Origin of the sequence: Streptomyces sp. NBC_00273, assembly GCF_036178145.1 — a bacterium.
Lineage (GTDB): Bacteria > Actinomycetota > Actinomycetes > Streptomycetales > Streptomycetaceae > Streptomyces.
The window spans coordinates 6,619,078-6,643,903 of the sequence record NZ_CP108067.1 but is presented as its reverse complement, the minus strand read 5'-3'; the positions used below and the strand labels follow the sequence as shown (position 1 = coordinate 6,643,903).

Genomic DNA, 24,826 nt, shown 5'->3' with positions numbered 1-24,826 from the left:
CCCCTCTCCACCGCGTGAGTGGCTCACGCACGTCTTCGACGTGCCCGCGACCGCCCTTGTCCCCGTCGGAAGGTCCCATCCGTGTCCAACGCCATCATCCGCCGCATCGCCATCTCGAAGAAGGCCCTCGCGGGCACCGTCGTCGCCCTCGGTGTCGCCGGCTCCATGCTCGCCACGGTCCCCGCCCAGGCGGCCCCGACGAGCGCCAAGGCGATCGCGCAGCAGATGATCAAGGACCCGGCCCAGTTCGCCGCCTTCGACAAGATCATCTCCCACGAGAGCGGTTGGAACCACACCGCGACCAACCCCTCCTCCGGCGCGTACGGCCTGGCCCAGGCCCTGCCGGCCTCGAAGATGGCCTCCGCGGGCGCCGACTGGAAGACGAACCCGGCCACCCAGATCAAGTGGGGCCTGGACTACATGAACGACCGCTACGGCAGCCCGGTCGGCGCCTGGAACTTCTGGTCCGCCAACCACTGGTACTGAGCCACCAGCGGGCAGCACCAGCACGCAAGACATACGAAGGCCCCGGTGGCCGGCCTCCCCAGGTCCGGCCTCCGGGGCCTTCTGCATCCCATCCCACGGGTCTCAGCGGCGCCTCACAGGCGCTGGATGATCGTGCCGGTCGCCAGCGCGCCCCCGGCGCACATGGTGATCAGCGCGAACTCCTTGTCACGGCGCTCCAGCTCGTGCAGCGCGGTGGTGATCAGCCGGGCGCCGGTGGCGCCGACGGGGTGGCCGAGCGCGATGCCCCCGCCGTTGACGTTGACCTTCTCCAGGTCCTGGTCGAAGACCTGCGCCCAGGACAGGACCACGGAGGCGAAGGCCTCGTTGATCTCGACGAGGTCGATGTCCCGCAGCGACATCCCGGCCTTGCCGAGCACGGCCCGCGTCGCGTCGATCGGCCCGTCGAGGTGGTAGTGGGGGTCGGCGCCGACAAGCGTCTGGGCGACGATCCGGGCGCGCGGCTTGAGCTTGAGGGCGCGGGCCATCTTGCGCGAGGCCCACATCACGGCGGCGGCGCCGTCGGATATCTGCGAGGAGTTCCCCGCCGTGTGCACGGCGGTGGGCATGACCGGCTTGAGCCGGGCCAGCGCCTCCATGCTCGTGTCCCGCAGCCCCTCGTCCCGGTCGACCAGGCGCCACATGCCCTGCCCGGCGGCCTGCTCCTCCTCGGTCGTCGGCACCTGCACGGCGAAGGTCTCGCGCTTGAACCGTTCCTCGGCCCATGCGGCCGCGGCCCGCTCCTGGGAGAGGAGCCCGAGCCGGTCGACGTCCTCGCGGGACAGGCCCCGGTGGCGGGCGATCCGCTCGGCGGCCTCGAACTGGTTGGGGAGGTCGACGTTCCACTCGTCCGGGAAGGGCTTGCCCGGGCCGTGCTTGGATCCGGAGCCGAGCGGCACGCGGCTCATGGCCTCGACGCCGCAGGCGATGCCGATGTCCATGACCCCGCCGGAGATCATGTTGGCGACCATGTGGTTAGCCTGCTGCGAGCTGCCGCACTGGCAGTCCACCGTGGTCGCGGCGGTCTCGTACGGGAGCCCCATCGCGAGCCAGGCGTTGCGGGCGGGGTTCATCGACTGTTCGCCGGCGTGCGTGACGGTTCCGCCGACGATCTGCTCGACGCAGTCGGGCTGGATTCCGGTACGGGCCAGCAGTTCGCGGTAGGTCTCACCGAGCAGGTAGGCGGGATGGAGGTTGGCGAGAGCGCCCCCGCGCTTACCGATGGGGGTGCGTACGGCTTCGACAATGACGGGTTCCGCGGCCATGAGCTCGTCCTCTCCTGCACTGCGTCAGCACGGCGGGCCGTCCCGGCGCCCCGCCCCGAACTAGTACGCGTTCTAGTTCTCCCCGCAGTCTTATGACCTGAGGCCCCGGCACGCAAGGGTCTTGCACGCGGCCTGCACGGATTCCACACGCAACAGTTGGCGCCAGGACCCTTGTCACTTCTAGAACTCGTTACTACCTTCAAGCCAACTTCTGATGGTCCGTCAGACTTTGGAGTTGCCCGATGTCCTGCCCCGCACTGCCCGAAGGCTTCGACGCCACCGACCCAGACCTGCTCCAGAGCCGCGTCCCCTTCCCGGAGTTCGCGCAGCTGCGGCAGACCGCGCCCGTGTGGTGGTGCCCGCAGCGGCGGGGCGTCACCGGCTTCGACGACGAGGGCTACTGGGCCGTGACCCGGCACGCGGACGTCAAGTACGTCTCCACGCACCCGGAACTGTTCTCCTCGACGACCAACACCGCGATCATCCGCTTCAACGAGCACATTCCGCGTGATGCGATAGATGCCCAGCGTCTGATCATGCTGAACATGGACCCGCCGGAACACACCCGCGTGCGCCAGATCGTGCAGCGCGGCTTCACCCCCCGGGCCATCCGCGGCCTGGAAGAGGCCCTGCGGGACCGCGCCCGGAAGATCGTCGAGGAGGCCGTGGCCACGGCGGCCGACGGCAGCTTCGACTTCGTCACGCAGGTGGCGTGCGAGCTCCCGCTTCAGGCCATCGCCGAACTGATCGGCGTACCGCAGAAGGACCGCGCGAAGATCTTCGACTGGTCGAACAAGATGATCGCCTATGACGACCCGGAGTACGCGATCACCGAGGAGGTCGGCTCCAACGCGGCGATGGAGCTCATCGGTTACGCGATGAACCTCTCCGCCCAGCGCAAGGAATGTCCGGCCAAGGACATCGTCACGCAGCTGGTGGCGGCCGAGGGCCAGGGCAACCTCGGCTCCGACGAGTTCGGCTTCTTCGTGCTGCTGCTGGCGGTCGCGGGCAACGAGACCACGCGCAACGCCATCAGCCACGGCATGCACGCCTTCCTGACCCATCCCGAGCAGTGGGAGCTCTACAAGGCGACGCGGCCGTCGACGGCCGCCGAGGAGATCGTCCGCTGGGCCACCCCGGTGGTGTCCTTCCAGCGCACCGCCACCCAGGACACCGAACTGGGCGGCGCGAAGATCAAGGCGGGCGACCGGGTGGGGATGTTCTACTCCTCCGCCAACCACGACCCCGAGGTCTTCACGAACCCGGACGTCTTCGACATCACCCGTGACCCCAACCCCCACTTGGGCTTCGGCGGCGGCGGCCCGCACTTCTGCCTCGGCAAGTCCCTCGCCGTGATGGAGATCGACCTGATCTTCAACGCCCTGGCCGACGCCCTCCCGAACCTCCACCTGACGTCCGAACCCCCACGCCGCCTCCGCGCGGCCTGGCTCAACGGCATCAAGGAACTCCGCGTCACCCACCCCTAGCCCCACCAACACTTGAGCCGCGCGGCCCGCGGCGGCCCCCCGTTCTCCCAGCCCCACATCCCCCTTCCACCCCGGCCGCCTCCCTCCCACCCCAGCCGGCTCCCTCCCAGCCCCGCCGACGCTTGAGGCGCCCCTTCCCCCTCCAGCTCTTCCAGCACCTCCAGCCCCGCCGCTTCCCCTCCAGCCCGCCGGCGCTTGAGGCGCGGGGCCGGGGGCGGAGCCCCGCCCATTCAGCCCCGCCGGCGTTTGAGGCGCGGGGGCTCGGGGGCAGCGCCCCCGCAACGGCGCCGCACCCGTTCGAGTGGCGGCCCGACCCGAACCGGGTGATCCTGACAAACAGCGGCGATCCAGCCGAAGGGGCGCCGGGGCGATGTGCGCCCCGGCGCCCCTTCGGCCTGGGCCGGGCTGACCGCGGCCCGGACATGGCCGCGGTCAGCCCATGCGCAAGATCGCACACGTCGTAGTCGCATGGGCGTAGAGCTTCCCGTCATGCGTCCCCGTGACCCGCGCCTCCGCAGTGGCGGTGGTCCGCCCCACGTGCAGGGCGGTGCCCTCGCACCGCAGGGTGGGGGTGTCCGCCATGACCGGCCGGATCATGTGCACCCCGAGCTGCACCGTGGTGTAGGCGGTGCCGGCCGGGAGCAGGGTCATCACGGACGAGCCGAGCGCCGAGTCGAGCAGGGTCGCCAGAAAGCCGCCGTGCACCGTCCCCATGGGGTTGAGCAGGTGGTCGCCCGGGTCCCCCTCGAAGACGGCGACGCCCTCGGCGGCCTCGGTGAGCCGGAAGCCCAGGGTGCTCATCATCGACGCGCCGGGCAGTTCGCCCTTGAGGCTGGCCCGGAGGATCTCCAGTCCGCTCATGCCGAGGATCTCCGGGGTCATCTCCGGCCGCGGCTGCCAGGTGTGCGTACGGCTGCGGAGCGCGGCGCCGATCTCGACGGCATCGGCATCGGCATCGGCCTCGGGGGCACTGGTCTCATACGTGGTCATGGCAACGACCCTAGGCACGGCCCGGGCAGATCGGGAGTGTCGGATCCGGCAGCCTCCGTACGGATTCCGACAGCCCCTGCCGGACCGGGCGACGCTACGGTGGAGCGGTGAAAGTTGCCGTACTGGCCCTCGACGGGGTCTTCGACTCGGGCATCTCCGCCGTCCTGGACGTGCTGCACACCGCCGACGTGCTGCGCGGCCGGGTGGCCGGAGCCCCGCCGCCCGCCTTCGACATCCGCACGGTCGGCGTGCGGCGCCGGGTCCGCACCGGGCTCGGCCACCGCATCGACACCGAACCGGCCGCCGTGGCCGAGGACGCGGACCTGCTGGTGGTGCCCGCGCTGATGGAGCGCCGCCCGGAGGCCCTCGTCGAGGCCGTCGCGTCGGCCGCGCACCGCCCGGCCCGCCGGATCCTGACCGAGGCCCTCGAGCGCGGCACCCCGCTGGCCACGTCCTGCACCGGGACGTTCCTGTTGGCCGAGGCCGGGGTGCTGGACGGACAGCGGGCGACGACCAGTTGGTGGCTGGCCCCCTTCTTCCGGGACCGCTACCGCCGGGTCACGCTCGACGAGACCCGGATGGTCGTCAGCTCCGGCGGGGTCACCACGGCGGGCGCCGCGTTCAGCCATCTCGACCTGGCCCTGTCGATCGTCGGCACGCGCAGCCCCGCCCTCGCGGATCTGGTCCGGCACTACCTCGTCGTCGACGACCGCGCCTCACAGGCGGCGTACGCCATCCCCAGCGCCCTGGCCCGCCACGACCCGCTCGTCGCCGCCTTCGAGCAGTGGGCGCGGACCCGACTCGCGGAACCGGCGCCGATCGCGGAGGCGGCCCGGGAGCTCGGCGTGAGCGAGCGCACCCTCCAGCGTGCGGTCGCCCGTACGCTCGGCCGCACGCCCGTCGGGCTGGTGCAGGACTTGCGGGTGGAGCAGGCCGAACACTTGTTGCGCACCACGGACCTGCCGCTGGCGGCGGTCGCCCGGCGGGTCGGGTACGAGAGCCCGGGACCGTTGCGCACGCTGCTGCGCAGGCGGCGCGACGGAGGCTGATCGCGACGGCGGCGGACGCGGACGCGTTCCGTGGGCCCCCACGGAGGCGCGCCCCGGGGCGAGAGGAGACGGCCCTAGGAACGCGACCCCGCGACGGGCGCGGCGGCGGACGCCGCCCGTTCCGCGTCGTCCCTGCGCTGCTGCGCCGGGAGGCTCACGTGCAGGCCCCGCGGCCCGGACAGGGCGTACACGAGCCCGAAGCCGGCGGACACGACCACGGCCCCGCCCACGGCGTCCAGCACCCAGTGGTTGGCGGTGGCCACGATCGCGCACACCGTGATCAGCGGGTGCAGCGCCCCGAGCAGCTTCTGCCAGCCCTTCGGCGCCAGCACCACGATCACGATCCCGCACCACAGCGACCAGCCGAAGTGCAGCGAGGGCATCGCCGCGTACTGGTTGGAAATCGCGGTCATGGCCCCGTACGAGGGGTTGGCCAGGTCCTGCGGCCCGTGCACGGTGTCGATGAAGCCGAGGCCGGGCATCAGGCGCGGCGGCGCGAGCGGGTAGAGCCAAAAGCCTATGAGGGCCAACACCGTGGCCAGCCCCAGCGAGGCCCGCGCCCACCGGTAGTCGCCGGGGCGCCGCCAGTACAGGACTCCCAGGATCGTCAGCGGGACCACGAAGTGGAAGGAGGTGTAGTAGAAGTTGAAGAACGCCTCCAACCAGGGCGTGTTCACCACGGCGTGGTTCACGGCGTGTTCGATGTCGATGCCCAGCGCGCGCTCGATCCCGTGGATCTGGCTGCCGTTGCCCTCCGCGAGGCTGCGGCTGGTGGGTGCGGCGGCCCGGATGTGCGAGTAGATCGAGTAGCCCACCCGTATCAGCAGGAGTTCCAGCAGCAGGTTCGGGCGGGACAGCACCCGCCGCCAGAACGGCATCAGCGGCACCCGCGCCCAGCGGGCCGCCGCGGGCCGCCCGTAGTCGGTGGGTACGGGCTCGCGCCAGTACGCCGACGAGCGCGGCAGGAACGGTACGGCGCAGGCCGCGGCCACGGCGGCGAGCAGCAGCACGTTGTCGCGTACGGGAGCCAGCGCGGCCAGGTTCGGCAGCAGCATCGTGCTCGGCAGGGTCATGGCCAGGACCACGGCCACCGGCCACACCGGCCGGTCGGCGGCGCGCTTGCCCACCTTGCCGGCGACGGCGAGGAGCACCCACAGCAGCTGGTGGCGCCAGCCGGTCGGGGACACGGCGACGGCCACGCAGCCGGTGACGGCGACGGCGAGCAGCAGCTGGCCGTCGCGGGCGTAGCGGACCGCGCGGCGCAGGCCGATCCAGACGATGGAGGACGCGAGGGCGGCGTACAGCAGGATTTCGAGCGGTCCGGTCAGGCCGAAGCGCAGCAGCGCGCCGTGCACGGACTGGTTGGCGAGGCCGTCGGGAGCTCCGCCGAGGCCGGTACCGGCCAGGTGCTGGACCCAGTACGTCCAGGAGTCGCGCGGCATGGCCGCCCAGGACAGCGCGGTGGCTCCGGCGAAGGTCGCGGAGGCGCTCCGCGCGGTGGGGCGGCGTCCGGTCAGCCACAGCAGCGGGGCGAACAGCAGCAGCGCGGGCTGGAGCGCGGCGGCGAGACCGACGAGGAAACCGGCGGGCCGGTCGCCGGGCACGCGGAACACGGCGAGGAGCACCAGCAGAACGGGCAGGACGGCGGTCTGGCCGGGTGAGGCGGCCTCGCGCACGGGCAGCGAGACCATCATCAGGGCCGTGAGCACGGGTGCGGCGAGCAGCGCGGTGCGCCGCGGCACCGGGTCGGGCAGGCCGCGGGCGGCGACGAGCCCGATGGCGGCGACGCACAGCAGCGTCACGAGGGTCCAGGCGACCTCCAACGACGGGGCGGCCAGGCCGACCAGCGGCTTGAGGACCAGTCCGGCGAAGGGGGTGTCGGAGAACTGGCCGGTGTCGTAGACCGATCCGGGCAGGCTGCCGGGGAGGTGGAAGCCGCTCAGCCACTCGACCGGTGGCACCCGCAGCACGGAGGCGGCCTGTCTGACGGCGAGTGCGCCGGCCAGCGCCCATAGAAGAAGCCGAGCCGCCCCGAGCCTGCCGTGACCGCCTATGACTCCGGCATGTCCGTTCGCACCGCTGTGCTCTGCCGCGTTAGCCACGCCTCGCCGGCCTCCCGCCCTGTTGACCGCAACCCTGACTTCGCCTGGCTGCCGCGCTCCATTACCCGCACGACGATATCCCCCGCGGGATGCGTTGGAGGGCCCTCACGGGCATCGCGAAGACCGACACGCGCGCCGACCTGCGAAGCCCTCTCCCCGACCGGCCGGACCGGGGAGCTGCGGGCCCTCCAGGTGCGGACACCGGACTTCGTGGCGAAGCTGAGGTGGACAGGCATTCCGTGGAGAGGACGGCTCATGTCCATGCTTGACAAGCTCAAGGACCTCATCAAGGGACACCCTGACCAGGCCCGCCAAGGCGTCGAGAAGGCCGGAGACGCCTTCGACGCGAAGACCGGGAACAAGTACCAGAGCCAGGTCGACACGGCGCAGCAGAAGCTCAACGAACAGATCGGCAAGGAGCCGCCCGCGCCCGGTGGGAGCAGGCCGCCCCAGACCTGAGACGTCGGCTTCGAGGCAGGGGCCGCACCGCGGTGCGGCCCCTGCGTCTGCGCGTCTGGTCGTCCACGCGTCTACGGCCCTGCGGCGGGGGTCCGTTACGAGCCGGGCCGGATCGCCGGCGCCTTCCGGAGGGGTGGGTGTAGGACACTGCACGCATGTCGTCAAGGCCGGGCGTACGGCCTGGCCGGTGTTTCATGAGAGGTGTCCTGTGCCTAGCGTCGTAAAGATCAACGTACTGACGGTTCCCGCCGAGCAGCGGGAGATCCTGGAGCAGCGCTTCGCCTCCCGGGCCGGGATGGTGGAGAACTCGGACGGGTTCGAGTGGTTCGAGCTGCTGCGCCCGGTGGAGGGCACGGACCAGTACCTGGTCTACACGCGCTGGCGTTCGGAGCAGGATTTCCAGGCGTGGATGGAGGGCCCGATGAAGGCCGCCCACCAGGGCGGCGGCCAGGGCGGAGGCCAGGGCGGCGAGGGCGGCGGCGAGCGGCCGAAGCCCGCGGCTTCCGCCTCGACGGTGTGGTCGTTCGAGGTCGTGCAGCAGGCGGCGCCGAAGCAGGCCTGACGCGATGCGTGCCGCGGGCCCGGGTCGGGGCCGGCCCGACCCGGGCCCGCGGCACGGCGGGCGGAGACGCGGCGGAACCTCAGCTCCAGAAGACGTCTTCCTCGTCGATGTCAGCGGTGCACTGGTCGACATCGGTGATCTTGTTCCCGATGATCGTGAAGAAGAGCCCCTGGCGGATCTCGATGCCGCGGTCACCGCGGTCGGCTCGTACCGTGTGGAAGCTCATCACGTGCCCCCGCCCGTCCGCCAGCACCGATTCCAGATCCACTTGGAAGGTGCCGTTCGTCTCCTCGCCGAGGCGGCGGTACAGGTCCAGGACGTTCTCCCGCCCCTTGTGATGCCCGGACAGCGGGTTGCTGCCCGGCACGTGGTGGATGGCATCGGCCGTCAGCAACGTGCTCATCGTCTCCATGTCGCCCCTGCCGAAAGCCTCGTAGCCACGGCGGACCAGGGCACAGTCGGGATGCTCTGACATGGCGTTCCCACCCTCCGGGTACGCAGGGAATGTCCTTTTTCCTATCATCGGCCCGGCCTTGTGGATATTCCACGCGAGAGATCCGCCGCGAACTCCACAATGACGCCATGACCACTCACAGCGAACACCGCACACCCACCCTGTCGTGGACCGTGACCCCCGAACCCTTCACCACCCGGGACGCCACCGCCCTGCGCCGCGCGTACTACGCGGAGGTCGCCGGCCGTTACTGGAACCGGCAGGTCACCGAGGCCGAGATCGACCAAGGACTGGTGGACTTCCCGGACGACGGGCTGACCCCACCGACGGGACGGTTCGTCGTCGGCAGACTCGACGGCGAGCCCCTGGCGTGCGGCGGGATCCGACTGATAGACCCCCGGACCGCCGAGCTCACCAGGGTGTACGTCGACCGGCGCGCCCGCGGAACGGGCGGCGGGGCGGCCCTGCTGGAGGTCCTGGAGGCTGAGGCCCGTGCGCTCGGCGCCGAGCGGGTCCGGCTGGACACCCGATCGGACCTCGTGGAGGCCCGGGCGTTGTACGCGCGGCACGGGTATGCAGAAATACCGGCTTACAACTCCGGCCCGTACGCAGACCACTGGTTCGAGAAGCGCCTGGCCTGAGCCCGCGTCCCGGCGACCGAGCCGCGCACCGGCCCGGCGGCCTAGCACGGCGGCCTAGACGAGTAAGTCCGAAGTCTTCGGGCGCATGAAGCGAGGGTCTCGTTGGTTCGTTTGTGACGACAAACCTGGAGACCCTCGCGACTGCACTGTACGTGAGGATCGATGACTCTCTGGCAGGAACGCGGCGGACAGGCCGTCCGCCGAGGCTGACGGACGCCGAACTGTTGACACTCGCGGTCATGCAGGCCCTGCTCGGCTTCGTCTCCGAGGCACGCTGGCTGCGGTTCGCCCGCACCCATCTAGCCGCCGAATTCCCCTACCTGCCCGAACAGTCCGGCTACAACAAGCGTTTACGGGCCGCAAACACCCTGCTCAGCCGCTTCATCCGCACCCTCGCCCGCGACACCGACCTGTGGCACGACGACGTATGGGTCGTGGACTCCACACCCGTCGAATGTGCACGCTCCCGACCCACCGTCAAACGATCCGACCTCGCCGGCTTGGCCGCCTACTCCTACTGCCCCTCGCACTCACGGTTCTTCTGGGGCCTGCGCCTGCACCTGCTCTGCACACCCGGCGGCCTGCCAATCGCCTGGGCCCTGGCCAACCCCAAAACCGACGAACGCGAGGTCCTGGCCGACATACTCACAGGCGACCAGGACCTGCTGGCCACCCATCCCGGGCAGACGATCGTCGGCGACAAGGGCTACGTCTCCAAGCACCTGGACGCCTTCATGGCCGACCACGGCCTGACCCTGCTGCGGCCCAGCTACCGCAACAAGAAGCCCCGGCCGGGTGAGCACCTCCTCAAGCCGATCCGGCAGCTCATCGAGTCGGTCAACGACACCCTCAAAGGCCAGCTCGACCTCGAACGACACGGGGCCAGAACCCCAGCCGGAGTCCTGGCCCGCGTCGGACAACGCATCCTCGCCCTCACCGCAGCCATCTGGCACAACCGATCCAACGAAACACCGGTCGCACGATCACTGATCGCCTACGACCACTGACCAGCACTTCGGACTTACTCGTCTAGGGGGCGGCGTGGTCCCGGCGGGGCAGGGCGTCGTAGGGCTCCTCGGCGTCGGAACCGCACAGCTCCATGTTGATCTGCCGCACCAGTTTCACCAGGTCCGTCGGACGGTCCGGACCCCACCAGTCGCCGAGGAGCTCGGCGAGGGACTCCTGCCGTGCCTCCGCGAGCTTCGTGGCGCACGCGCGCCCCTGGCCGGTCAGGACCAGGGGCAGCCCTTCCCGGACGGCGAGCCCGCGCTCCTCGATCTGGCGGGCGGCGTCCGTGACGACCTTCAGCGGCACGTTGACGCGCTCGGCGAGCACCGCGGGCTCCGCGGAGCCGTACCTCTTGATCCGCAGCAGCAGCCAGCTGGAGGCGGGCAGCAGGTCGTAACCCGCCTTCTCGGTGATCTTCTCGTAGACGTGTCGGCGTCCCTCACGGGTGCCGAGGACCGACAGGGCACGGGCGACCTCGTCGTGGGAGGAGCGCTGGACCGGGTTGGAAGCCAGGGTCTCCGTCACGTCCGGGGCGGTGACCGAACCGCGGAGCTTGTCCTCCTTCAGGAACCAGGCGATCACGAAGGCGATCAGGACGATCGGCACCGCGTAGAGGAACACGTCGGTGATGGCGGTCGCGTAGGCGTCGAGCACCTGCGGCTGGAGCTCGGCGGGGAGTGCGCCGATGGCCCGCGGGTCGGCCTCCAGCTGCGCGACGCTGGCACCGGCCGGCAGCGTGACTCCCGCGAGGGAGGCGGCCAGCTTGTCATCGAGCTGGTTGGTGAAGACCGTGCCGAAGATGGCGACGCCGAAGGAGGCGCCGATGGAGCGGAAGAAGGTGGCACCGGAGGTGGCGACGCCGAGGTCGGCGTAGCTGACGGCGTTCTGCACCACCAGGACGAGCACCTGCATGACCAGGCCCAGTCCGGCGCCGAAGACGAAGAAGTAGACGCTCATCTCCCAGGTGGAGCTGGTGCGGTGCAACTGGTGCAGGAGGAGCAGACCGAGCGCGGTCACGGCCGTGCCCGCGATCGGGAAGACCTTCCAGCGGCCGGTACGGCTGACGATCTGGCCGGAGACGGTGGAGGTGAGCAGCATGCCGATCACCATCGGCAGCATGTGGACGCCGGACATGGTCGGTGAGACGCCCTGGACGATCTGGAGGAAGGTCGGCAGGTAGACCATCGCGCCGAACATCGCGAAGCCGACGACGAAGCTGATCGCCGAGCAGAGGGTGAAGGTGCGGATGCGGAACAGACCCAGCGGCAGGACGGGTTCGGCGGCCTTGCGCTCCACGAGGAGGAAGCAGACGAGCAGTACGGCGCCGAGGACGGCGACGCCGATGATCTGGGCCGAACCCCAGCCCCAGGTACCGCCGAGGGAGGCGACGAGCACGAGACACGTGGCGACGCAGGCGATGAGGAACGTACCGAGGTAGTCGATGGTGTGCTGCGAGGAGCGCGCCGGAATGTGCAGGACGGCAGCGATGACGACGAGCGCGACGAGACCGATCGGGAGGTTGATGTAGAAGACCCAGCGCCACGACAGGTTGTCCACGAACAGGCCGCCCAGCAGCGGGCCCAGCACGCTGGTCGCGCCGAAGACGGCACCGAAGAGGCCTTGGTACTTGCCGCGTTCGCGCGGCGGGACGATGTCGCCGACGATCGCCATCGACAGCACGATCAGTCCGCCGCCGCCCAAGCCTTGCAGGGCGCGGAAGCCGATGAGCTGGGGCATGTCCTGGGCGATCCCGCACAGCGCCGACCCGATGAGGAAGAGGACGATGGCGTACTGGAAGAGCTTCTTGCGTCCGTACTGGTCGCCGAGCTTGCCCCACAGGGGGGTGGCGGCGGTGGAGGCGAGCATGTAGGCGGTGACGACCCAGGACAGGTGCGCCATGCCGCCGAGGTCGCTGACGATGGTCGGCAGGGCGGTGGAGACGATGGTCTGGTCGAGGGCGGCGATCAGCAGGCCCAGCAGCAGGGCTCCGATGGAGACGAGGACGTCGCGGGAGGCGTGCTCGGCGGCGGGGCCGGTCTTCTCCGGGTCGAAAACGGGGCCCGGGCCCTGCGCACTCACGTCCTGGGCCATCGGTACCTCCTGGGGCCGGATCAACATCTCCATCCTGAGCGGTGTGTCCGGTTATGGCCTCTCGGACGGTTGGGAGGTCCCCTGCGGGTCTGCATAATCGCAGGCAATAACCAGGGAGGGAGTCCAGTGAGCCGTCAGCACTGTCCAGAATGCGGTGCCGCCGGCGCCGGCTGCGGGTGCGTGCCGGGTGCGGGTTTCAACCCCCTGCGCATCCGCCCGTACGTGACGCTGTCCGACCCCGCCGAGCCGGACACCCCGGTGGCCCCGCAACCCGTGTCCGGCGTGGTGGCCCCGGAGCCGCCGGCGCCGGCGCCGGACGACACCCCTGCGTACGGGATACCCGTGCCGCCGCAGGACGGGCCGTGGCCTGCGGGGCCTGCCGGACCTGCGCACGCCTCGCACCCGGCCGAGACGGTCCGGCTCCGGACGATCCCGTCAGCAGGCCACACGCACGACAGCAAAGCGGGAAGGGGTGGGGGCGGGGGCGGGGGCCCGGAGAAGCGAACCGGCCCGGCCGCCCGCAAGCCACTCGCCCTGTTGATCGGCGCCGCGGCGGCGGTCGCCCTCAGCGGGACGGCCGTGGCGGTGTGGGCGCTCCCGGGTTCCACCGAGAACAACGAGGCCGTGCTGCTGGACGCGAAGGCGTCGACGCCCGTGACGAGCGCCGCCCCCGCCGCGCCCTCCGCGAGCCCGTCCCCGAGCAAGGGCAGCCATTCCCCCTCGGCCTCCCCGTCACCGAGCGCCTCGAAGTCGGCGTCGCCGTCGCCGTCCCCGTCGCCGAGCGCCTCCCGCACATCGGCGCCCCCGTCCCCCAGCCCGTCTCCGAGCGCGAGCCGCTCCGCCAGTCCGCCGCCCAAGCAGGCCCCGACCCTGCGGCACGGGGATTCGGGTTCGGAGGTGGAGAAGCTCCAGCGGCTGCTGGCGGCGCAGGGCCTGTACCGGGGGCGGATCAACGGTCGGTTCGACTGGCGGGTGGAGGAGGCCGTGTCGGAGTTCCAGTACGACAGGGGCATCGACGATCAGGAGTGGGGCTTCTACGGTCCGGTGACCCGCAAGGCCCTGGAGGGATGAGCGTCACATGTCCGCTGGTGGCGAGCACTGCCCTTTGTTTTGTATCGTGAGGGAACAAAGTGGTTCCGTCCTCACTCCCTGACCGGTGGACGGAACCACTTGTTCTCTTTCCCGCCCCGTCTGGAGTCCCCCGATGCCGGCCAGCACCACCACCGCACCCGTCGCCCTCACCGCCAAGGCCCTGCTCCTGGACATGGACGGCACGATCGTCAACTCCGACGCGGTGGTCGAGCGCTGCTGGCGCGACTGGGCGGTCTCCCACGGGCTGGACCCGCAGGAGGCCATGAAGGTGGTCCACGGCCGCCAGGGCTACGCCACCATGGCCGTACTCCTGCCGGACCGCCCCATGGAGGTCAACCACGCCGAGAACGCGGTGATGCTGGCCCGCGAAACGGCCGACACCGACGGAGTGGTCCCGGTCCCGGGCGCCCCGGAGTTCATGGCCGCGATCGACGGGCTGCCGCACGCCCTGGTCACCTCCGCCGACACCGCCCTGGCCACGGCGCGGATGACCGCCGCTGCCCTGCCGATGCCCGAGGTACGGGTCACGGCCGAGTCCGTCCAGGCCAGCAAGCCCGACCCCGAGGGCTTCCTCATGGGCGCCGCCGCGCTGGGCGTGGATCCGGCCGACTGCATCGTCTTCGAGGACTCGGCCGCGGGCATCACCGCGGGCCGGGCGGCGGGCATGCGCGTGATCGGCGTGGGCCCCCGCGCAGCCGCCCACGCCCCGACGGCCCACGTCCCGGACCTGACGGCACTCCACGTCACGACCACCCCGGACGGCTCGATCACCATCACCCTCCACCCGGCGGCCTAACACCCGAACCACAGGACGCCGCGGGACCTACGAGGCCAGGTCGGGCGGGGCCGGGACCTGGGTCCCCGCCCCCGACCCCGACCCCGCCCCCGCCCTCACTGCCCCACTCGCCCGTCGATGCGTTCCCGTAGGAAGTCCGCGTGGCCGTTGTGGCGGGCGTATTCCTCGATCATGTGGACCAGGACCTCGCGGAGCTCCATCGGCTCGTCGCCGTGTCCGCTGTCACCCGTGACGCCCAGGTCGGCGGCCTCCGCGACCAGTTGTTCCGCGAAGGCGACTTCGGCGCGCCAGGTGGCCCACGCGTCCGCAACCACCTCGGGGTCGGCCACCGCGCCGGTGAACTCCCCCACGCGGTCCTCCTCCGTGCGGTAGTGCCGACGTATCTCCTGGCCCGCCATGACCTGCCGGAACCAGTACTGCTCGACGCCCGCGAGGTGGCGCACGAGACCCAGGAGGGACAGGTTGGACGGTTCCACCGAGCGCCGCGCCATGGCCTCCGCGTCGAGGCCCGCGCACTTGAGCTCCAGCGTCAGGCGCTGGTCGCGCAGGTAGCCGGCGAGTACGGCGCGCTCGCCCTGGAACCCGCCGTCGGTCCGGGTGTCCTCGTCGGGGTGGACGAACATGTTGGACCAGCCGAACTGCCGGTCCTCGGCGGACACCGGCGCGGACGCGGATCGGGATGCGGGCTCGACGGCGGGGCCGGCGGAGGCGGTGGAGGCGGTGGTGTCTGTCACGTGCACGAGCGTGACCTGCACGTCCCTTCCCCGCAAGGAGATATCCGCCGCCGCCGGCCCGCGCCTGCGACGCGTCAGCCCGCGATCGCCTCGTAGAGCGAGAACGCGGCCAGTGCGGCCATCACGGCAGCCGCGATCTTGGTGATCAGCCGCAGCGGCACGTACTTCATCAGGGTGCGCCCGCCCAGGATGCCGATGCCCGCGACCGCCCACAGGGCGAGCACGGCGCCGATGCCGACCGAGACGGGGTTGTCGTACCGGGCGGCGAGGTTGGCGGTCATGATCTGGGTCAGGTCGCCGAACTCCGCCACCAGGATCAGCATGAAGCCCGCCCCGGAGACCTTCCAGAAGGACTGGTCGGCGGGCGGCTTGACCTCCTCCTCCCCGTCGTCCTTCTTCAGGAGCAGCATGGCCGCACCCAGCAGGAAGAGGATGCCGACGACGGCCTGGACGAGCCGGTGCGGGAGCAGCGTGAGGACGCTGCCTGCGGCGATGGCGAGTGAGACGTGTACGGCGAAGGCGGCGGCGACGCCCGCGAAGACGTAGGAGGCGCGGTAGCGCGTGCCGAGCATCAGGCCGGCGAGGGCCGTCTTGTCGGGGAGTTCGGCAAGGAAGACGACGCCGAAGGCGATCGCCGTGATGCTGAAGCTGAACACGGGGGTGAAACCTCGATCGGTCGGGCAGGGCGCCATCGGGACCGAGAGACCTGGGGTGTGTCAGGAGTCGCTTCGGCTCGGCGGCGCCCTGACTTGCGCGTGCGCGTACGAAACGCACCTGCGCTGAACAGGACACTGCGGCCGAAGGTCTCGCTGGCCTGCCGCTGTCCGCGGCCTGCCTCCGGGCGCCGGCTGGTGTGACCCAGCAGTATGTCGACGGTCCGGCGAAGAGCTACTCCCCTTCTGCTCCGAACAGAGTACGCGACGCCCGCGACGGGCCGGAATAGGCCTTTGGTCCCGGCCGGACGGTTCAGGACGGGGGCGCCACGCAGGACGGGGCGCGGCACGAGGTCCGGGCCGGTGCGAGGCGGTGCGAGGCGGTGCGAGCGGCGGCCGGACCGGCGGGCGGTAGCCGGAACCGGCGGGCCGCGATCGGACCGGCGGGCGTCAGTGGGCTGGCCGGCAGACGGTCGGGCGAGTCCGGCAGACGGCCGAAAGGAAGGACAGGGAGGCGGGAGGACCGGAGGGCGGGAGGACCGGAGGGCGAGGCGAGTCCGCCCCGGGCGGCGCACAAGCCCTTCCGCCCTCTCCGGAATATCAAACTCCGTTTAAATCAGGTGCGTTGGCGACTTGATGTGACGTGCTCATGTCGCCAGGCTGTCACCTGGCGCCCATCCCTGCGATACCCGGCGCCGCCACGATGGCCACGCCCCGCCGGGGCCGCACGGCCACACCCCCCGCACCCAGGGAGCCCCTCATGGCACTCATACCCAGCATCTACGCGCGTCGAATTGGCGTGCTCGCGTCAGCAGCCGCCCTGGCCGCACTGACCTCCCTCCTCAACGCCCCGGCCGCCCAGGCCGCCCCGCCCGCACCCATCAGCGCCGCGGCCGCCCGCGCCTACCTGGCGACGGTCACCCCGAAGACCGAGGGGTCCACCAGCGGCTACAGCCGCGACCTCTTCCCGCACTGGAGCACCGTCTCCGGCAGCTGCAACACCCGCGAGACCGTCCTCAAGCGCGACGGCGTCAATGTCGTCCAGAACTCCTCCTGCGCCGCGGTGAGCGGAAGCTGGTACTCCGAGTACGACGGCGCCACCTGGACCGTCGCCACCGACCTCGACATCGACCACGTCGTCCCGCTCGCCGAGGCCTGGCGTTCCGGTGCCAATTCCTGGACCACGAGCAAGCGCCAGCAGTTCGCCAACGACCTCACGCGCCCGCAGCTCATCGCGGTCACCGACAACGTCAACCAGGCCAAGGGCGACCTCGACCCCGGCAAGTGGCTGCCCTCGCGGACGTCCTACCGTTGTACCTACGCACGGATGTGGGTCAACGTGAAGCAGTACTACGGTCTGAGCATGGACTCCGGCGAGAAGACGGCCCTGGTCAACATCCTGAACGGCTGCTGACCCAAGCCGGCCGATCTTTCCCCCGCCAGGGGGAGGCGTGGCTCCCCCCACCCGTCGTACCGTGATCGAAGGGGCTACGGAGGAGGGGGAGTTGCATGGCCGGACTGCGTCTGGGGCCGCTGCTGCGCCACGTCGACTGGGACACGGGCCGGTCGGCCACGATATGGGTCGAGGCGGACCGCCCGTGCACGGCCGAGGTGCGGTGCGCGGACGGGGCGGGCGGCAGCGCGCCGACGTTCCAGATAGCCGGTCACCACTACGCACTGGTGCCGGTGACCGGCCTGACCCCGGGCGCGACCACGACGTACGAGGTGCTGCTCGACGGCCGGCCGGTGTGGCCGCTGCCGGAGAGCGGTTTCCCGCCGAGCACGATCACCGCTCCGGCCGTGACGGGCCCCGGCCGGCCCTCGCCCGGGCTGCGCGTGACCTTCGGTTCCTGCCGACAGGCCGCGCCGCCCGCCGGCCGGCACGGGCCGCACGGCGCGGACGCGCTGGACACCCTCGCGGCGCGGCTGGCCGCCGACCCGGAGGCGGTGCGTCCGGACGTCCTGCTGCTCCTCGGCGACCAGGTGTACGCGGACGCGCTGTCCCGGGAGACCCGGCAGTGGCTCGCGGCCCGGCGGGACCTGCGGGAGCCGCCGGGCGCCCAGGTCGCGGACTACGAGGAGTACACCCGGCTCTACTACGAGTCCTGGCTCGACCCGGAGATCCGTTGGCTGCTGTCGACGGTCCCCAGCCTGCACATATTCGACGACCACGACGTCATCGACGACTGGAACACGAGCGCGGCGTGGCTGGCGGAGATGCGGGCGACGCCGTGGTGGCGCGAGCGCGTGCTGAGCGGGCTGATGTCGTACTGGGTGTACCAGCACCTGGGTAACCTCTCCCCCGCCGAGCTGGAAGCCGACGCGGTGTACGGGGCGGTACGGCAGACCCCCGACGGTACGGACGTGCTCCAGGCCTTCGCGTCCGCGGCGGATGCCGATCCGGGGACGGTGCGCTGGAGCTATCGGCGCGACTTCGGCCGGACGCGGCTGCTGATGGTGGACACCCGGGCAGCACGGGTGTTGGCCGAGGACGGGCGGGCGATGCTCGATCCGGCGGAGCAGCAGTGGCTGCGGGAAAACGCACTGGCCGGGCACGGTGGCTACGACCATCTGTTGATCGGGTCCTCGCTGCCCTGGCTGATGCCACCCCTGATCCACGATGCCGAGACGTGGAATGCCGCGCTGTGCCGCGGGGAGCGGGGGCCGCGATGGGCGCGGATCGGGGAGGATCTGCGCCGGCGCAGCGATCTGGAGCACTGGGCGGCGTTCCCGGCTTCGTTCGCGGCCCTGACGGATCTGATCGAGGAAGTGGGCACGGGGCCGCGGGCGCCGGCGACGGTGTGCGTGCTGTCCGGGGACGTGCATCACGCGTATGTGGCCGAGCCTCGAATACCGAGTACGGCACGGGTGTTCCAGCTGACGTGCTCGCCGGTTCACAATTCCATCCATACCGCGGTGAAGTGGGGTTTCCGGCTGGGCTGGTCCCGGACGGGGCGGTGGCTGGGGCGCGGCTTCTCCCTGCACGGACGGACGGGGCGGCCGCCGCTGAACTGGCGGCGTACGGGTGGGCCCTGGTTCGGGAACCAGCTGATGACGCTGGCTCTGTCGGGGCGGACGGCGCGGCTGCGACTGGACCAGGCGCGCAAGAAGCGCGAGGGGGCCGTGTTGGTGACGGTGCTGGACCGGGATCTCACGGCGGAGTAGGGGATGTGGCAGGCCCTAGCGGTGCGGGGCGGCGGAGTTGGCGTGGCGGCGGTGCGGGGGTCGTCCTTGGCGGGGGTGTGCCCTCGGGAGGGGTCGGTTCCCGGCGGTCGTGCCGGGCAGGCGCCCCGGGCATCCGGGGCGCGAACGCCGGGCGTACGCTGTCTCGCTGTCAGGCCGCTCCTGCCGCTCCCCGCGACGTCGCGGCGCTTCGTGTCGCAGCACGTCAACCGGACTGGGGAGTCCCGTTTTGTTTGAGACGCTGGGATCGCTGACCGCGAGCCCATGGATCTACGCCCTCGTGGCGGTCTCCATCGTGCTCGACGTCTTCCTCCCTGTCCTTCCGAGCGGAGTTCTGGTGATCACCGCGGCGGCGGCTGCGGCGGCGGCCGGGGCAACGGGCCCGGTACCGGTACCCGAACAGGTCCCGGACATCCTGCTCCTGCTCGTGATCGCCACGACCGCCTCGGTGTTGGGTGACATGGCCGCGTACCGGCTGGGCCGGCGCGGCGGAGCCCGGTTGGACCGGGCCATCGCCCGCTCCCGCCGGCTGACCCGGGCCCACGAGCGCCTCGGCACGGCTCTGGCGCGCGGTGGCGGCGCTCTGGTGGTCATCGCCCGCTTCGCCCCGGCGGGACGCTCGGTGGTGTCCTTGGGTGCGGGCAAGACCCAGCGCAAGGTGGCGGAGTTCCTGCCCTGGTCGGTCCTGGCGGGCATGGCCTGGGCCGGTTACAGCGTGGCCCTCGGCTACTTCGGTACGCAGTGGCTGGGCACCCAGTGGCTCGGCACCGCCCTGTCCGTCGTCGCCCTCTTCGCCGCGGGCGCGCTGGCGGCCTTCCTGGTGCGCCGACCGGAAGCGGCCGCGGCGACGGCGTAGGCCGTCCGGCGCGACCCGGCTCCCCCGGGCGGAGCAGTGGGCTCACCCGTTCACCCGGCCCCGATCGCCGCCCCAGGGCTGGGCTCCTAGCGTCCACAGCACGGTGCGCAACCGAATCCGCGTCACATCAGTGGCCTGGCCGCGCCGTTTCGACGAGCCGAGGAGTCCTCTCCATGCCCGCCAAACCGCCCGCCGCACCGCCTGCCACCGCGCCCGCCACGGCCCACCGCCGCCTGATGACCGTTGCGGCCGCGACCCTCATCGTCGCTGCCGCCGCTCCCGCCACCCTCGCGTACGCGGCCCCCTCCGCCACCGTCTCCCCCACCGCCGTCGCCCCGGGCGGGCGGGTCGCGCTGAACGTCTCGGGCTGCGGAACGCAGGTCGCCAGGGTGACGTCGACCGCCTTCGGCGAGGCCCGGCTGACCCCGGGCAGCCAGACCGCCGCCAGCCTCATCGGGAGCGCCACCGTCTTCAGCAACGCGAGCTCGGGCACGCACCGCGTCGTCTTCGAGTGCGGCGGCCCCGGTGGCGAGCGCGTCACCCTGTCCCTGCAGGTCAGCTCGGGTGCGGCTCGCGGTGGCACGGGGGGCAGCATCGGTTCGATGAGCCCCGGACAGATCGCCTTGGGCAGCGCCCTCACCGCGGGCGCGCTGGGTGCCGGAGTGTGGGTGATGCGTCGCCGCGCGGCGGCCTCGTAGGCGCCGACCGGGTCCGACCGGATCCGACCGGGTCCGACCGCCCGGGTCCGACCGGCCGGGTCACGCCGGGGTGGCCTGCCCCCGTACGTGCACCCCGTCGAGCAGCGCCGCGGTGGCCTCGGCAACGGCGTCCACGGCCGCCTCGAACACCTCGCGGTTGTGCGCGGCGGGCGCCCGGAACCCGGACACCTTCCGTACGTATTGCAGGGCGGCGGCGCGGATCTCGTCCTCGGTCGCCTTCTCGGGGATGGCGGGCGGGCGCAGGGTCTTAATGGAACGGCACATACCCCTACTATCCCGCTACCGGGGGAGCTCGGCCCCGGAAAGTTTCATGATCAAACCGGCTTGTAGGCGGGCCCTGAGCCCCGGGTCCTCGACCGTGTCGAGCAGTTCGATGGCCTGCTGGGTCGTCTCGGCGGCCCGCCGGTCGTCGCGCAGCGAGGCGGTCTGGTCGGCCATGTGCTTGAGCGCGATGTCGGCCCGCCGGTGGAAGAGCTGTCCGATCAGGGTGGTGACCAGTCCCGCCGAGCTCGTGACGATCCCCAGGTAGAGCTCCCCGCCGCCCTCGGCCTTCCAGACGGCCAGCCCGATCCCGAAGAGCAGGATCGCCGCGCCGACCCCGGCGAACCGCTGGCTGGTCGCGAAGCTGCTCCGCGCCTGGGTCAGTCCGTAGGCGTAGTACTCCACGAGGATCGGCGTGAAGTCGTCCCGCCGGTCGCCGAGCTGCGCCGCGGGATGTGGGATCCCGCCGACGTCCTGGAACTTCCCCCTGCCGGCCACGACGACGGACGGCCTGTCGGCCTCGGCCTCGGCCTCCGCCTCGCCCGGTTCGGCGAGGTGCGCGAGCAGCCGCACCCGCTCCTCGTCCCGCTTCCGTTCGAAGCCCGCCCCCAGGGACCGCTCCATCAGCGCCAATGCCACGGCGACCGCAGCCACGACCAACCCACCCCACGCGAGCTCGCCCATCCTCCGACGATCCCACGCCCCGAACCGGCGGCCAAGAGAGCGTCCACCTCACCAAATGCGGATGAACCACACCGAACCTAGACTGACCGAGGCATGAACCAGTCGCCTACGAGGGAGACCACGACCATGGCCAAGCGAGGCAACAAGCGTCGGGCCCGCAAGAAGAAGAAGGCGAACCACGGCAAGCGCCCCAACGCCTGAGCGAACCACCCGAAAGACCCCCGACCGCGACCGGCCGGGGGTCTTCGCGGGTCACTCCCCCTTCCGCTGCACACGGGGACGGAGGCACCCCCGACACACGTCGGCGCGGCGCCGGGACCCGTCAGACGCCGGACCCGTCAGGCGCCGGACCCGTCAGGCGCCGCAGGAGCAACCGGCGGCGGCCGGGGCGAGGTTCTGCGTCCCGGCGGTGCAGCAGGCGTCCGGCGCACCCTCGACGCCCTTGTCGAGGACGTCGGCGTCTCCCTTCACCACGTAGACCTCCCAGGGCTCCTTGCCGGGGCCGGTGACCCAGACCTTGTCCTGGACGGCGTAGCAGCACGAGGTGTCGTTCTCTTCGAAGGTCGCCAACCCCGCGTCCTTCAGCCGGGTGGTGGCTGCGGTGACCTGTTCGGTGGCCTCCACCTCCACACCGAGGTGGTCGAGTCGGGTCTCCTCGCCGGCCTCCCCTTCGATCAGGACGAGCTTGAGCGGCGGCTCGGCGACGGCGAAGTTCGCGTATCCGGGGCGGATCTTCGCGGGTTCGATGCCGAAGAGCTTCGAGTAGAAGGCGATGGATCCTTCGAGGTCGGCGACGCGCAGGGCGAGCTGAACACGGGACATGGCGGTCTCCCTGATCTTCACGATCCGATCCTGTTTCGACATTCATCGATACAGGCTGATGCCTTCGAGGTTGCCTCTGAAATAGATGACTGTCAACATAGACAGATGTCGATGTCGAAATCAGGGCTCCCCGTGATCGGCCAGGACGATCAGGCCGCATGCTGCTCGCCGATGGTCCGCAAGCCGCTGGACGAGGAGGCCGCCGCCGCTCTGGCGAGGATGTTCAAGGCCCTGTCGGACCCGGTACGACTGCGCCTGCTCTCGCTGATCGCCTCGCACGAGGGCGGCGAGGCGTGCGTCTGCGACCTCATCGGCCCGTTCGACGTTTCGCAGCCGACGATTTCCCACCACCTGAAGGTGCTGAGGGAAGCGGGCCTGGTGGGCTCGGAGCGACGGGGCACCTGGGTCTACTACTGGGTGCTACCGGCCGCCCTCGCCCAGCTCTCCTCACTCCTCCAGGCCACCGACGAGGCCGGAGCGGCCAGAACTGGCGGAGCTGCCGGAGCTGCCGGTGTGGCGGGTGTGGCCGGAGTGGCCGGAGTGGCCCGATGACCGCCCCCCTACGGCGTCGCGCACTGGGCGAGCTGGTCGGGACGGCCGCCCTGGTCGCGGTCGTGGTCGGCTCCGGCATCCAGGCCACCGAGCTGACCGACGACGTGGCCCTGCAACTGTTGGCCAACTCCCTGGCGACGGTCTTCGGCCTCGGCGTGCTGATCGCCCTGCTCGGCCCGCTCTCCGGCGCCCACTTCAATCCGGCCGTGACCCTGGCCGCGTGGTGGGCGGGGCGCCGCGGCGAGGACGGACCCGACCTGCGCGACGTGGCGGCGTACGTACCCGCGCAGATGGTCGGAGGCGTCAGCGGCGCGATCCTGGCCAACGCGATGTTCGGCGAACCCCTCGCCCGGCTCTCCACCCACGACCGGTCAGCCGGTCACCTCTTGCTCGGCGAGGTCGTCGCGACCGCCGGCCTGGTCCTGCTCGCCCTCGGACTGGCCCGCACCGGTCAGCAGCGACTCGGTCCGCTCGTGGTGGCGTCCTACCTCGGCGCGGCGTACTGGTTCACCTCCTCCACCAGCTTCGCCAACCCGGCCGTGACCGTCGCGCGCGCCTTCTCCGACTCTTTCGCAGGCATCGCCCCGGCCTCCGTACCGCCGTTCGTCGCCGCCCAGTTCCTCGGCGCCGCCTTCGGCGTCCTCCTCCTCGCCGCCCTCTTCGGCCGCTTCCCGGCACCGAAGGACCGCGCGCACGTCTCCACCGGTGAGCACGAACTCACCGCCACCGGCCGCTGATCCACCTCCACACAGGAAGCCCCGACCATGACCACCACCGCCCCGTCCGTGCTGTTCGTCTGCGTCCACAACGCGGGCCGGTCCCAGATGGCCGCAGCCTTTCTCACCCACCTGGGCGGCGACCGGGTCGCCGTCCGATCGGCCGGTTCCGCCCCCGCCGACGCCGTGAACCCGGCCGTGGTCGAGGCGATGCGCGAGGTCGGCATCGACATCTCCGCCGAAACCCCCAAGATGCTGACGGCCCGCGCGGTTGAGACGTCCGACGTCGTGATCACCATGGGGTGCGGCGACGCGTGCCCCTACTTCCCGGGCAAGCGGTACCTCGACTGGACGTTGGACGACCCCGCCGGCCAGGGCGTGGACGCGGTCCGGCCGATCCGCGACTCGATCGAGGAGCGAATCCGCGGCCTGCTCGCCGAGCTGGGCATCGAGGTCCGGGCGTGAGCGCCGTCGTACGGGGCGCGCCTCCCGTCACTGCCGGGCGAGGAACCAGACGGCGCCGTTCGGGCCGGCCGCACTGAGGACGGGCTTGGCCACGGTGCCGCCGGCAACGTGCAGCATGACGTTGTCGGGGCCGGGTACGCAGCGTGCGGTCCCGTTGCCCCGGAGCAGCCAGACCTGGACCGACGTCGACATCTGCGGGTGGTCGAGGGTCCAGTCGGCTTCCTCCGAACACGTTGCCGACCTCAGGGTGTAGCTCCCCCGCCCGCCGGGCGAGCCGCTCAGCGTGAGGATGACGTCGCGCTCGCGGGTGGTCCAGGTACCGGAGTAGTCGACGTCCTCCGCGCCCGCCCCCGAGAACATCGAGACCGCCAGTGCGACGACGGACAGGGCGACCGCGGCGCGGCCGGCCCCGTACACGGGGCCCGTGCCCGTACCTTCCGGCTCCGGCCGCTCACGCAGGAGGCTCACGAACGTGCCAATGAGCGGCGCGCAGCGGAAGCCGGGCCGGTAACAGCCGAGACAACAGCGCCCGCTTGGCCGGTGCAGGTCGCCAGGCCATGGACGCTGCCTGTGCAGAGGGCGAGGTCACTCGACGTCGACGCCCTCCCCTTGCCGGCCCTCGCGGCGTACACCGGCCTCCGGGGACCCGGCGAGTTCGATGACTCCGCCGCCCGGAAGTCC

Annotated in this window: 28 protein-coding genes; 17 read left to right on the top strand and 11 right to left on the bottom strand. The window is 71.4% G+C overall.

What is annotated here, in order from left to right:
* The first annotated feature begins 81 nt into the window (after positions 1 to 81).
* Positions 82 to 486 carry a transglycosylase SLT domain-containing protein gene (locus OG386_RS29515; protein WP_327385712.1) on the top strand — a complete coding sequence of 135 codons (405 nt, stop codon included), beginning with the start codon at positions 82 to 84 and terminating at the stop codon, positions 484 to 486.
* 113 nt (positions 487 to 599) lie between these two features.
* On the opposite strand, the gene OG386_RS29510 is transcribed toward OG386_RS29515, so the two are convergent.
* Entirely contained in the window at positions 600 to 1,769 is a 1,170-nt protein-coding gene (locus OG386_RS29510) for a steroid 3-ketoacyl-CoA thiolase (RefSeq protein ID WP_030390693.1), read from the bottom strand.
* 242 nt (positions 1,770 to 2,011) lie between these two features.
* Between OG386_RS29510 and OG386_RS29505 the strand changes: the two genes are divergently transcribed.
* Positions 2,012 to 3,256 carry a cytochrome P450 gene (locus OG386_RS29505; RefSeq protein WP_328790608.1) on the top strand — a complete coding sequence of 415 codons (1,245 nt, stop codon included), beginning with the start codon at positions 2,012 to 2,014 and terminating at the stop codon, positions 3,254 to 3,256.
* Between the two features lie 432 nt (positions 3,257 to 3,688).
* On the opposite strand, the gene OG386_RS29500 is transcribed toward OG386_RS29505, so the two are convergent.
* On the bottom strand, positions 3,689 to 4,246 hold the full coding sequence (locus tag OG386_RS29500) for a PaaI family thioesterase (protein ID WP_328790607.1): 558 nt from the start codon (positions 4,244 to 4,246) through the stop codon (positions 3,689 to 3,691).
* A gap of 107 nt (positions 4,247 to 4,353) precedes the next feature.
* Between OG386_RS29500 and OG386_RS29495 the strand changes: the two genes are divergently transcribed.
* Complete coding sequence (locus tag OG386_RS29495) at positions 4,354 to 5,295, top strand: GlxA family transcriptional regulator (protein WP_328790606.1); 942 nt, start codon at positions 4,354 to 4,356, stop codon at positions 5,293 to 5,295.
* Between the two features lie 74 nt (positions 5,296 to 5,369).
* Here the strand turns inward: OG386_RS29495 and OG386_RS29490 are convergent, their stop codons facing one another.
* Entirely contained in the window at positions 5,370 to 7,397 is a 2,028-nt protein-coding gene (locus OG386_RS29490; protein WP_443053222.1) for a bifunctional glycosyltransferase 87/phosphatase PAP2 family protein, read from the bottom strand.
* A gap of 255 nt (positions 7,398 to 7,652) precedes the next feature.
* On the opposite strand from OG386_RS29490, the gene OG386_RS29485 reads away from it, so the two are divergent.
* On the top strand, positions 7,653 to 7,856 hold the full coding sequence (locus OG386_RS29485; protein WP_328790605.1) for an antitoxin: 204 nt from the start codon (positions 7,653 to 7,655) through the stop codon (positions 7,854 to 7,856).
* 208 nt (positions 7,857 to 8,064) lie between these two features.
* Entirely contained in the window at positions 8,065 to 8,418 is a 354-nt protein-coding gene (locus OG386_RS29480; protein WP_328790604.1) for an antibiotic biosynthesis monooxygenase family protein, read from the top strand.
* Positions 8,419 to 8,497: 79 nt separating this feature from the next.
* Here OG386_RS29480 and OG386_RS29475 read toward each other — a convergent pair whose 3' ends face one another.
* The gene (locus OG386_RS29475; RefSeq protein ID WP_328790603.1) at positions 8,498 to 8,893 is read right to left on the bottom strand and encodes a nuclear transport factor 2 family protein; all 396 of its coding nucleotides are present in this window, start codon (positions 8,891 to 8,893) and stop codon (positions 8,498 to 8,500) included.
* Positions 8,894 to 9,000: 107 nt separating this feature from the next.
* Here OG386_RS29475 and OG386_RS29470 point away from each other — a divergent pair, with 107 nt between their 5' ends.
* Together OG386_RS29470 and OG386_RS29465 are read left to right on the top strand one after the other, a co-directional pair.
* On the top strand, positions 9,001 to 9,513 hold the full coding sequence (locus OG386_RS29470) for a GNAT family N-acetyltransferase (protein WP_328790602.1): 513 nt from the start codon (positions 9,001 to 9,003) through the stop codon (positions 9,511 to 9,513).
* 113 nt (positions 9,514 to 9,626) lie between these two features.
* Positions 9,627 to 10,520, top strand: coding sequence for an IS982 family transposase (locus tag OG386_RS29465; RefSeq protein WP_328788620.1), 894 nt, complete (start codon positions 9,627 to 9,629; stop codon positions 10,518 to 10,520).
* A 22-nt stretch (positions 10,521 to 10,542) separates the two neighbouring features.
* Here OG386_RS29465 and OG386_RS29460 read toward each other — a convergent pair whose 3' ends face one another.
* A complete protein-coding gene (locus OG386_RS29460) occupies positions 10,543 to 12,612 on the bottom strand; it encodes an MDR family MFS transporter (protein WP_328790601.1) in 2,070 nt (689 codons plus the stop codon).
* A 126-nt stretch (positions 12,613 to 12,738) separates the two neighbouring features.
* Here OG386_RS29460 and OG386_RS29455 point away from each other — a divergent pair, with 126 nt between their 5' ends.
* Complete coding sequence (locus OG386_RS29455; protein WP_328790600.1) at positions 12,739 to 13,683, top strand: peptidoglycan-binding domain-containing protein; 945 nt, start codon at positions 12,739 to 12,741, stop codon at positions 13,681 to 13,683.
* A gap of 133 nt (positions 13,684 to 13,816) precedes the next feature.
* Complete coding sequence (locus OG386_RS29450) at positions 13,817 to 14,500, top strand: HAD-IA family hydrolase (protein ID WP_328790599.1); 684 nt, start codon at positions 13,817 to 13,819, stop codon at positions 14,498 to 14,500.
* Between the two features lie 95 nt (positions 14,501 to 14,595).
* Here the strand turns inward: OG386_RS29450 and OG386_RS29445 are convergent, their stop codons facing one another.
* On the bottom strand, positions 14,596 to 15,123 hold the full coding sequence (locus OG386_RS29445; protein WP_328793404.1) for a DinB family protein: 528 nt from the start codon (positions 15,121 to 15,123) through the stop codon (positions 14,596 to 14,598).
* 185 nt (positions 15,124 to 15,308) lie between these two features.
* Positions 15,309 to 15,926, bottom strand: a complete 618-nt coding sequence (locus tag OG386_RS29440) for a TMEM165/GDT1 family protein (RefSeq protein ID WP_443053220.1) — start codon at positions 15,924 to 15,926, stop codon at positions 15,309 to 15,311.
* Between the two features lie 721 nt (positions 15,927 to 16,647).
* Here OG386_RS29440 and OG386_RS29435 point away from each other — a divergent pair.
* The 4 genes from OG386_RS29435 (at position 16,648) to OG386_RS29420 (ending at position 20,624) form a co-directional block, all read left to right on the top strand.
* Positions 16,648 to 17,301: an HNH endonuclease family protein gene (locus OG386_RS29435; protein WP_328790597.1), complete on the top strand. Its 654-nt coding sequence runs from the start codon at positions 16,648 to 16,650 to the stop codon at positions 17,299 to 17,301.
* 95 nt (positions 17,302 to 17,396) lie between these two features.
* Positions 17,397 to 19,052, top strand: a complete 1,656-nt coding sequence (locus OG386_RS29430) for an alkaline phosphatase D family protein (protein ID WP_328790596.1) — start codon at positions 17,397 to 17,399, stop codon at positions 19,050 to 19,052.
* A 247-nt stretch (positions 19,053 to 19,299) separates the two neighbouring features.
* Entirely contained in the window at positions 19,300 to 19,926 is a 627-nt protein-coding gene (locus OG386_RS29425; protein ID WP_328790595.1) for a DedA family protein, read from the top strand.
* A 173-nt stretch (positions 19,927 to 20,099) separates the two neighbouring features.
* Positions 20,100 to 20,624, top strand: coding sequence for a hypothetical protein (locus tag OG386_RS29420; protein WP_328790594.1), 525 nt, complete (start codon positions 20,100 to 20,102; stop codon positions 20,622 to 20,624).
* Between the two features lie 60 nt (positions 20,625 to 20,684).
* Here OG386_RS29420 and OG386_RS29415 read toward each other — a convergent pair whose 3' ends face one another.
* Positions 20,685 to 20,909 (bottom strand): DUF2277 domain-containing protein, encoded by a 225-nt coding sequence (locus OG386_RS29415; protein ID WP_030009517.1) that lies wholly within the window; start codon positions 20,907 to 20,909, stop codon positions 20,685 to 20,687.
* Between the two features lie 15 nt (positions 20,910 to 20,924).
* A complete protein-coding gene (locus tag OG386_RS29410) occupies positions 20,925 to 21,590 on the bottom strand; it encodes a TRADD-N-associated membrane domain-containing protein (protein ID WP_328790593.1) in 666 nt (221 codons plus the stop codon).
* A gap of 126 nt (positions 21,591 to 21,716) precedes the next feature.
* On the opposite strand from OG386_RS29410, the gene OG386_RS47000 reads away from it, so the two are divergent.
* Positions 21,717 to 21,791 (top strand): 50S ribosomal protein bL37, encoded by a 75-nt coding sequence (locus OG386_RS47000; protein ID WP_100661309.1) that lies wholly within the window; start codon positions 21,717 to 21,719, stop codon positions 21,789 to 21,791.
* Between the two features lie 153 nt (positions 21,792 to 21,944).
* Here the strand turns inward: OG386_RS47000 and OG386_RS29405 are convergent, their stop codons facing one another.
* Complete coding sequence (locus OG386_RS29405; RefSeq protein ID WP_328790592.1) at positions 21,945 to 22,412, bottom strand: ArsI/CadI family heavy metal resistance metalloenzyme; 468 nt, start codon at positions 22,410 to 22,412, stop codon at positions 21,945 to 21,947.
* Between the two features lie 111 nt (positions 22,413 to 22,523).
* Here OG386_RS29405 and OG386_RS29400 point away from each other — a divergent pair, with 111 nt between their 5' ends.
* The 3 genes from OG386_RS29400 to OG386_RS29390 are packed head-to-tail and all read left to right on the top strand — an operon-like array spanning position 22,524 to position 24,145.
* Positions 22,524 to 22,964, top strand: a complete 441-nt coding sequence (locus OG386_RS29400) for an ArsR/SmtB family transcription factor (RefSeq protein WP_328793403.1) — start codon at positions 22,524 to 22,526, stop codon at positions 22,962 to 22,964.
* The gene (locus OG386_RS29395) at positions 22,961 to 23,701 is read left to right on the top strand and encodes an MIP/aquaporin family protein (RefSeq protein ID WP_328790591.1); all 741 of its coding nucleotides are present in this window, start codon (positions 22,961 to 22,963) and stop codon (positions 23,699 to 23,701) included. Before OG386_RS29400 ends, OG386_RS29395 begins: the two co-directional genes overlap by 4 nt.
* Positions 23,702 to 23,728: 27 nt before the next feature.
* Complete coding sequence (locus OG386_RS29390; RefSeq protein WP_328790590.1) at positions 23,729 to 24,145, top strand: arsenate reductase ArsC; 417 nt, start codon at positions 23,729 to 23,731, stop codon at positions 24,143 to 24,145.
* Between the two features lie 27 nt (positions 24,146 to 24,172).
* Here OG386_RS29390 and OG386_RS29385 read toward each other — a convergent pair whose 3' ends face one another.
* On the bottom strand, positions 24,173 to 24,613 hold the full coding sequence (locus tag OG386_RS29385) for a hypothetical protein (RefSeq protein ID WP_328790589.1): 441 nt from the start codon (positions 24,611 to 24,613) through the stop codon (positions 24,173 to 24,175).
* Positions 24,614 to 24,826 lie beyond the last annotated feature (213 nt).

Coding starts and splice junctions, on each gene's coding strand:
- OG386_RS29510 (WP_030390693.1), bottom strand. CDS start 1,769: ATGGCCGCGGAACCCGTCATTGTCGAAGCCGTACGCACCCCCATCGGT.
- OG386_RS29505 (WP_328790608.1), top strand. CDS start 2,012: ATGTCCTGCCCCGCACTGCCCGAAGGCTTCGACGCCACCGACCCAGAC.
- OG386_RS29500 (WP_328790607.1), bottom strand. CDS start 4,246: ATGACCACGTATGAGACCAGTGCCCCCGAGGCCGATGCCGATGCCGAT.
- OG386_RS29485 (WP_328790605.1), top strand. CDS start 7,653: ATGTCCATGCTTGACAAGCTCAAGGACCTCATCAAGGGACACCCTGAC.
- OG386_RS29475 (WP_328790603.1), bottom strand. CDS start 8,893: ATGTCAGAGCATCCCGACTGTGCCCTGGTCCGCCGTGGCTACGAGGCT.
- OG386_RS29470 (WP_328790602.1), top strand. CDS start 9,001: ATGACCACTCACAGCGAACACCGCACACCCACCCTGTCGTGGACCGTG.
- OG386_RS29460 (WP_328790601.1), bottom strand. CDS start 12,612: ATGGCCCAGGACGTGAGTGCGCAGGGCCCGGGCCCCGTTTTCGACCCG.
- OG386_RS29450 (WP_328790599.1), top strand. CDS start 13,817: ATGCCGGCCAGCACCACCACCGCACCCGTCGCCCTCACCGCCAAGGCC.
- OG386_RS29445 (WP_328793404.1), bottom strand. CDS start 15,123: ATGTTCGTCCACCCCGACGAGGACACCCGGACCGACGGCGGGTTCCAG.
- OG386_RS29440 (WP_443053220.1), bottom strand. CDS start 15,926: ATGGCGCCCTGCCCGACCGATCGAGGTTTCACCCCCGTGTTCAGCTTC.
- OG386_RS29435 (WP_328790597.1), top strand. CDS start 16,648: ATGGCACTCATACCCAGCATCTACGCGCGTCGAATTGGCGTGCTCGCG.
- OG386_RS29430 (WP_328790596.1), top strand. CDS start 17,397: ATGGCCGGACTGCGTCTGGGGCCGCTGCTGCGCCACGTCGACTGGGAC.
- OG386_RS29420 (WP_328790594.1), top strand. CDS start 20,100: ATGCCCGCCAAACCGCCCGCCGCACCGCCTGCCACCGCGCCCGCCACG.
- OG386_RS29415 (WP_030009517.1), bottom strand. CDS start 20,909: ATGTGCCGTTCCATTAAGACCCTGCGCCCGCCCGCCATCCCCGAGAAG.
- OG386_RS29410 (WP_328790593.1), bottom strand. CDS start 21,590: ATGGGCGAGCTCGCGTGGGGTGGGTTGGTCGTGGCTGCGGTCGCCGTG.
- OG386_RS29405 (WP_328790592.1), bottom strand. CDS start 22,412: ATGTCCCGTGTTCAGCTCGCCCTGCGCGTCGCCGACCTCGAAGGATCC.
- OG386_RS29400 (WP_328793403.1), top strand. CDS start 22,524: ATGTCGAAATCAGGGCTCCCCGTGATCGGCCAGGACGATCAGGCCGCA.
- OG386_RS29395 (WP_328790591.1), top strand. CDS start 22,961: ATGACCGCCCCCCTACGGCGTCGCGCACTGGGCGAGCTGGTCGGGACG.
- OG386_RS29390 (WP_328790590.1), top strand. CDS start 23,729: ATGACCACCACCGCCCCGTCCGTGCTGTTCGTCTGCGTCCACAACGCG.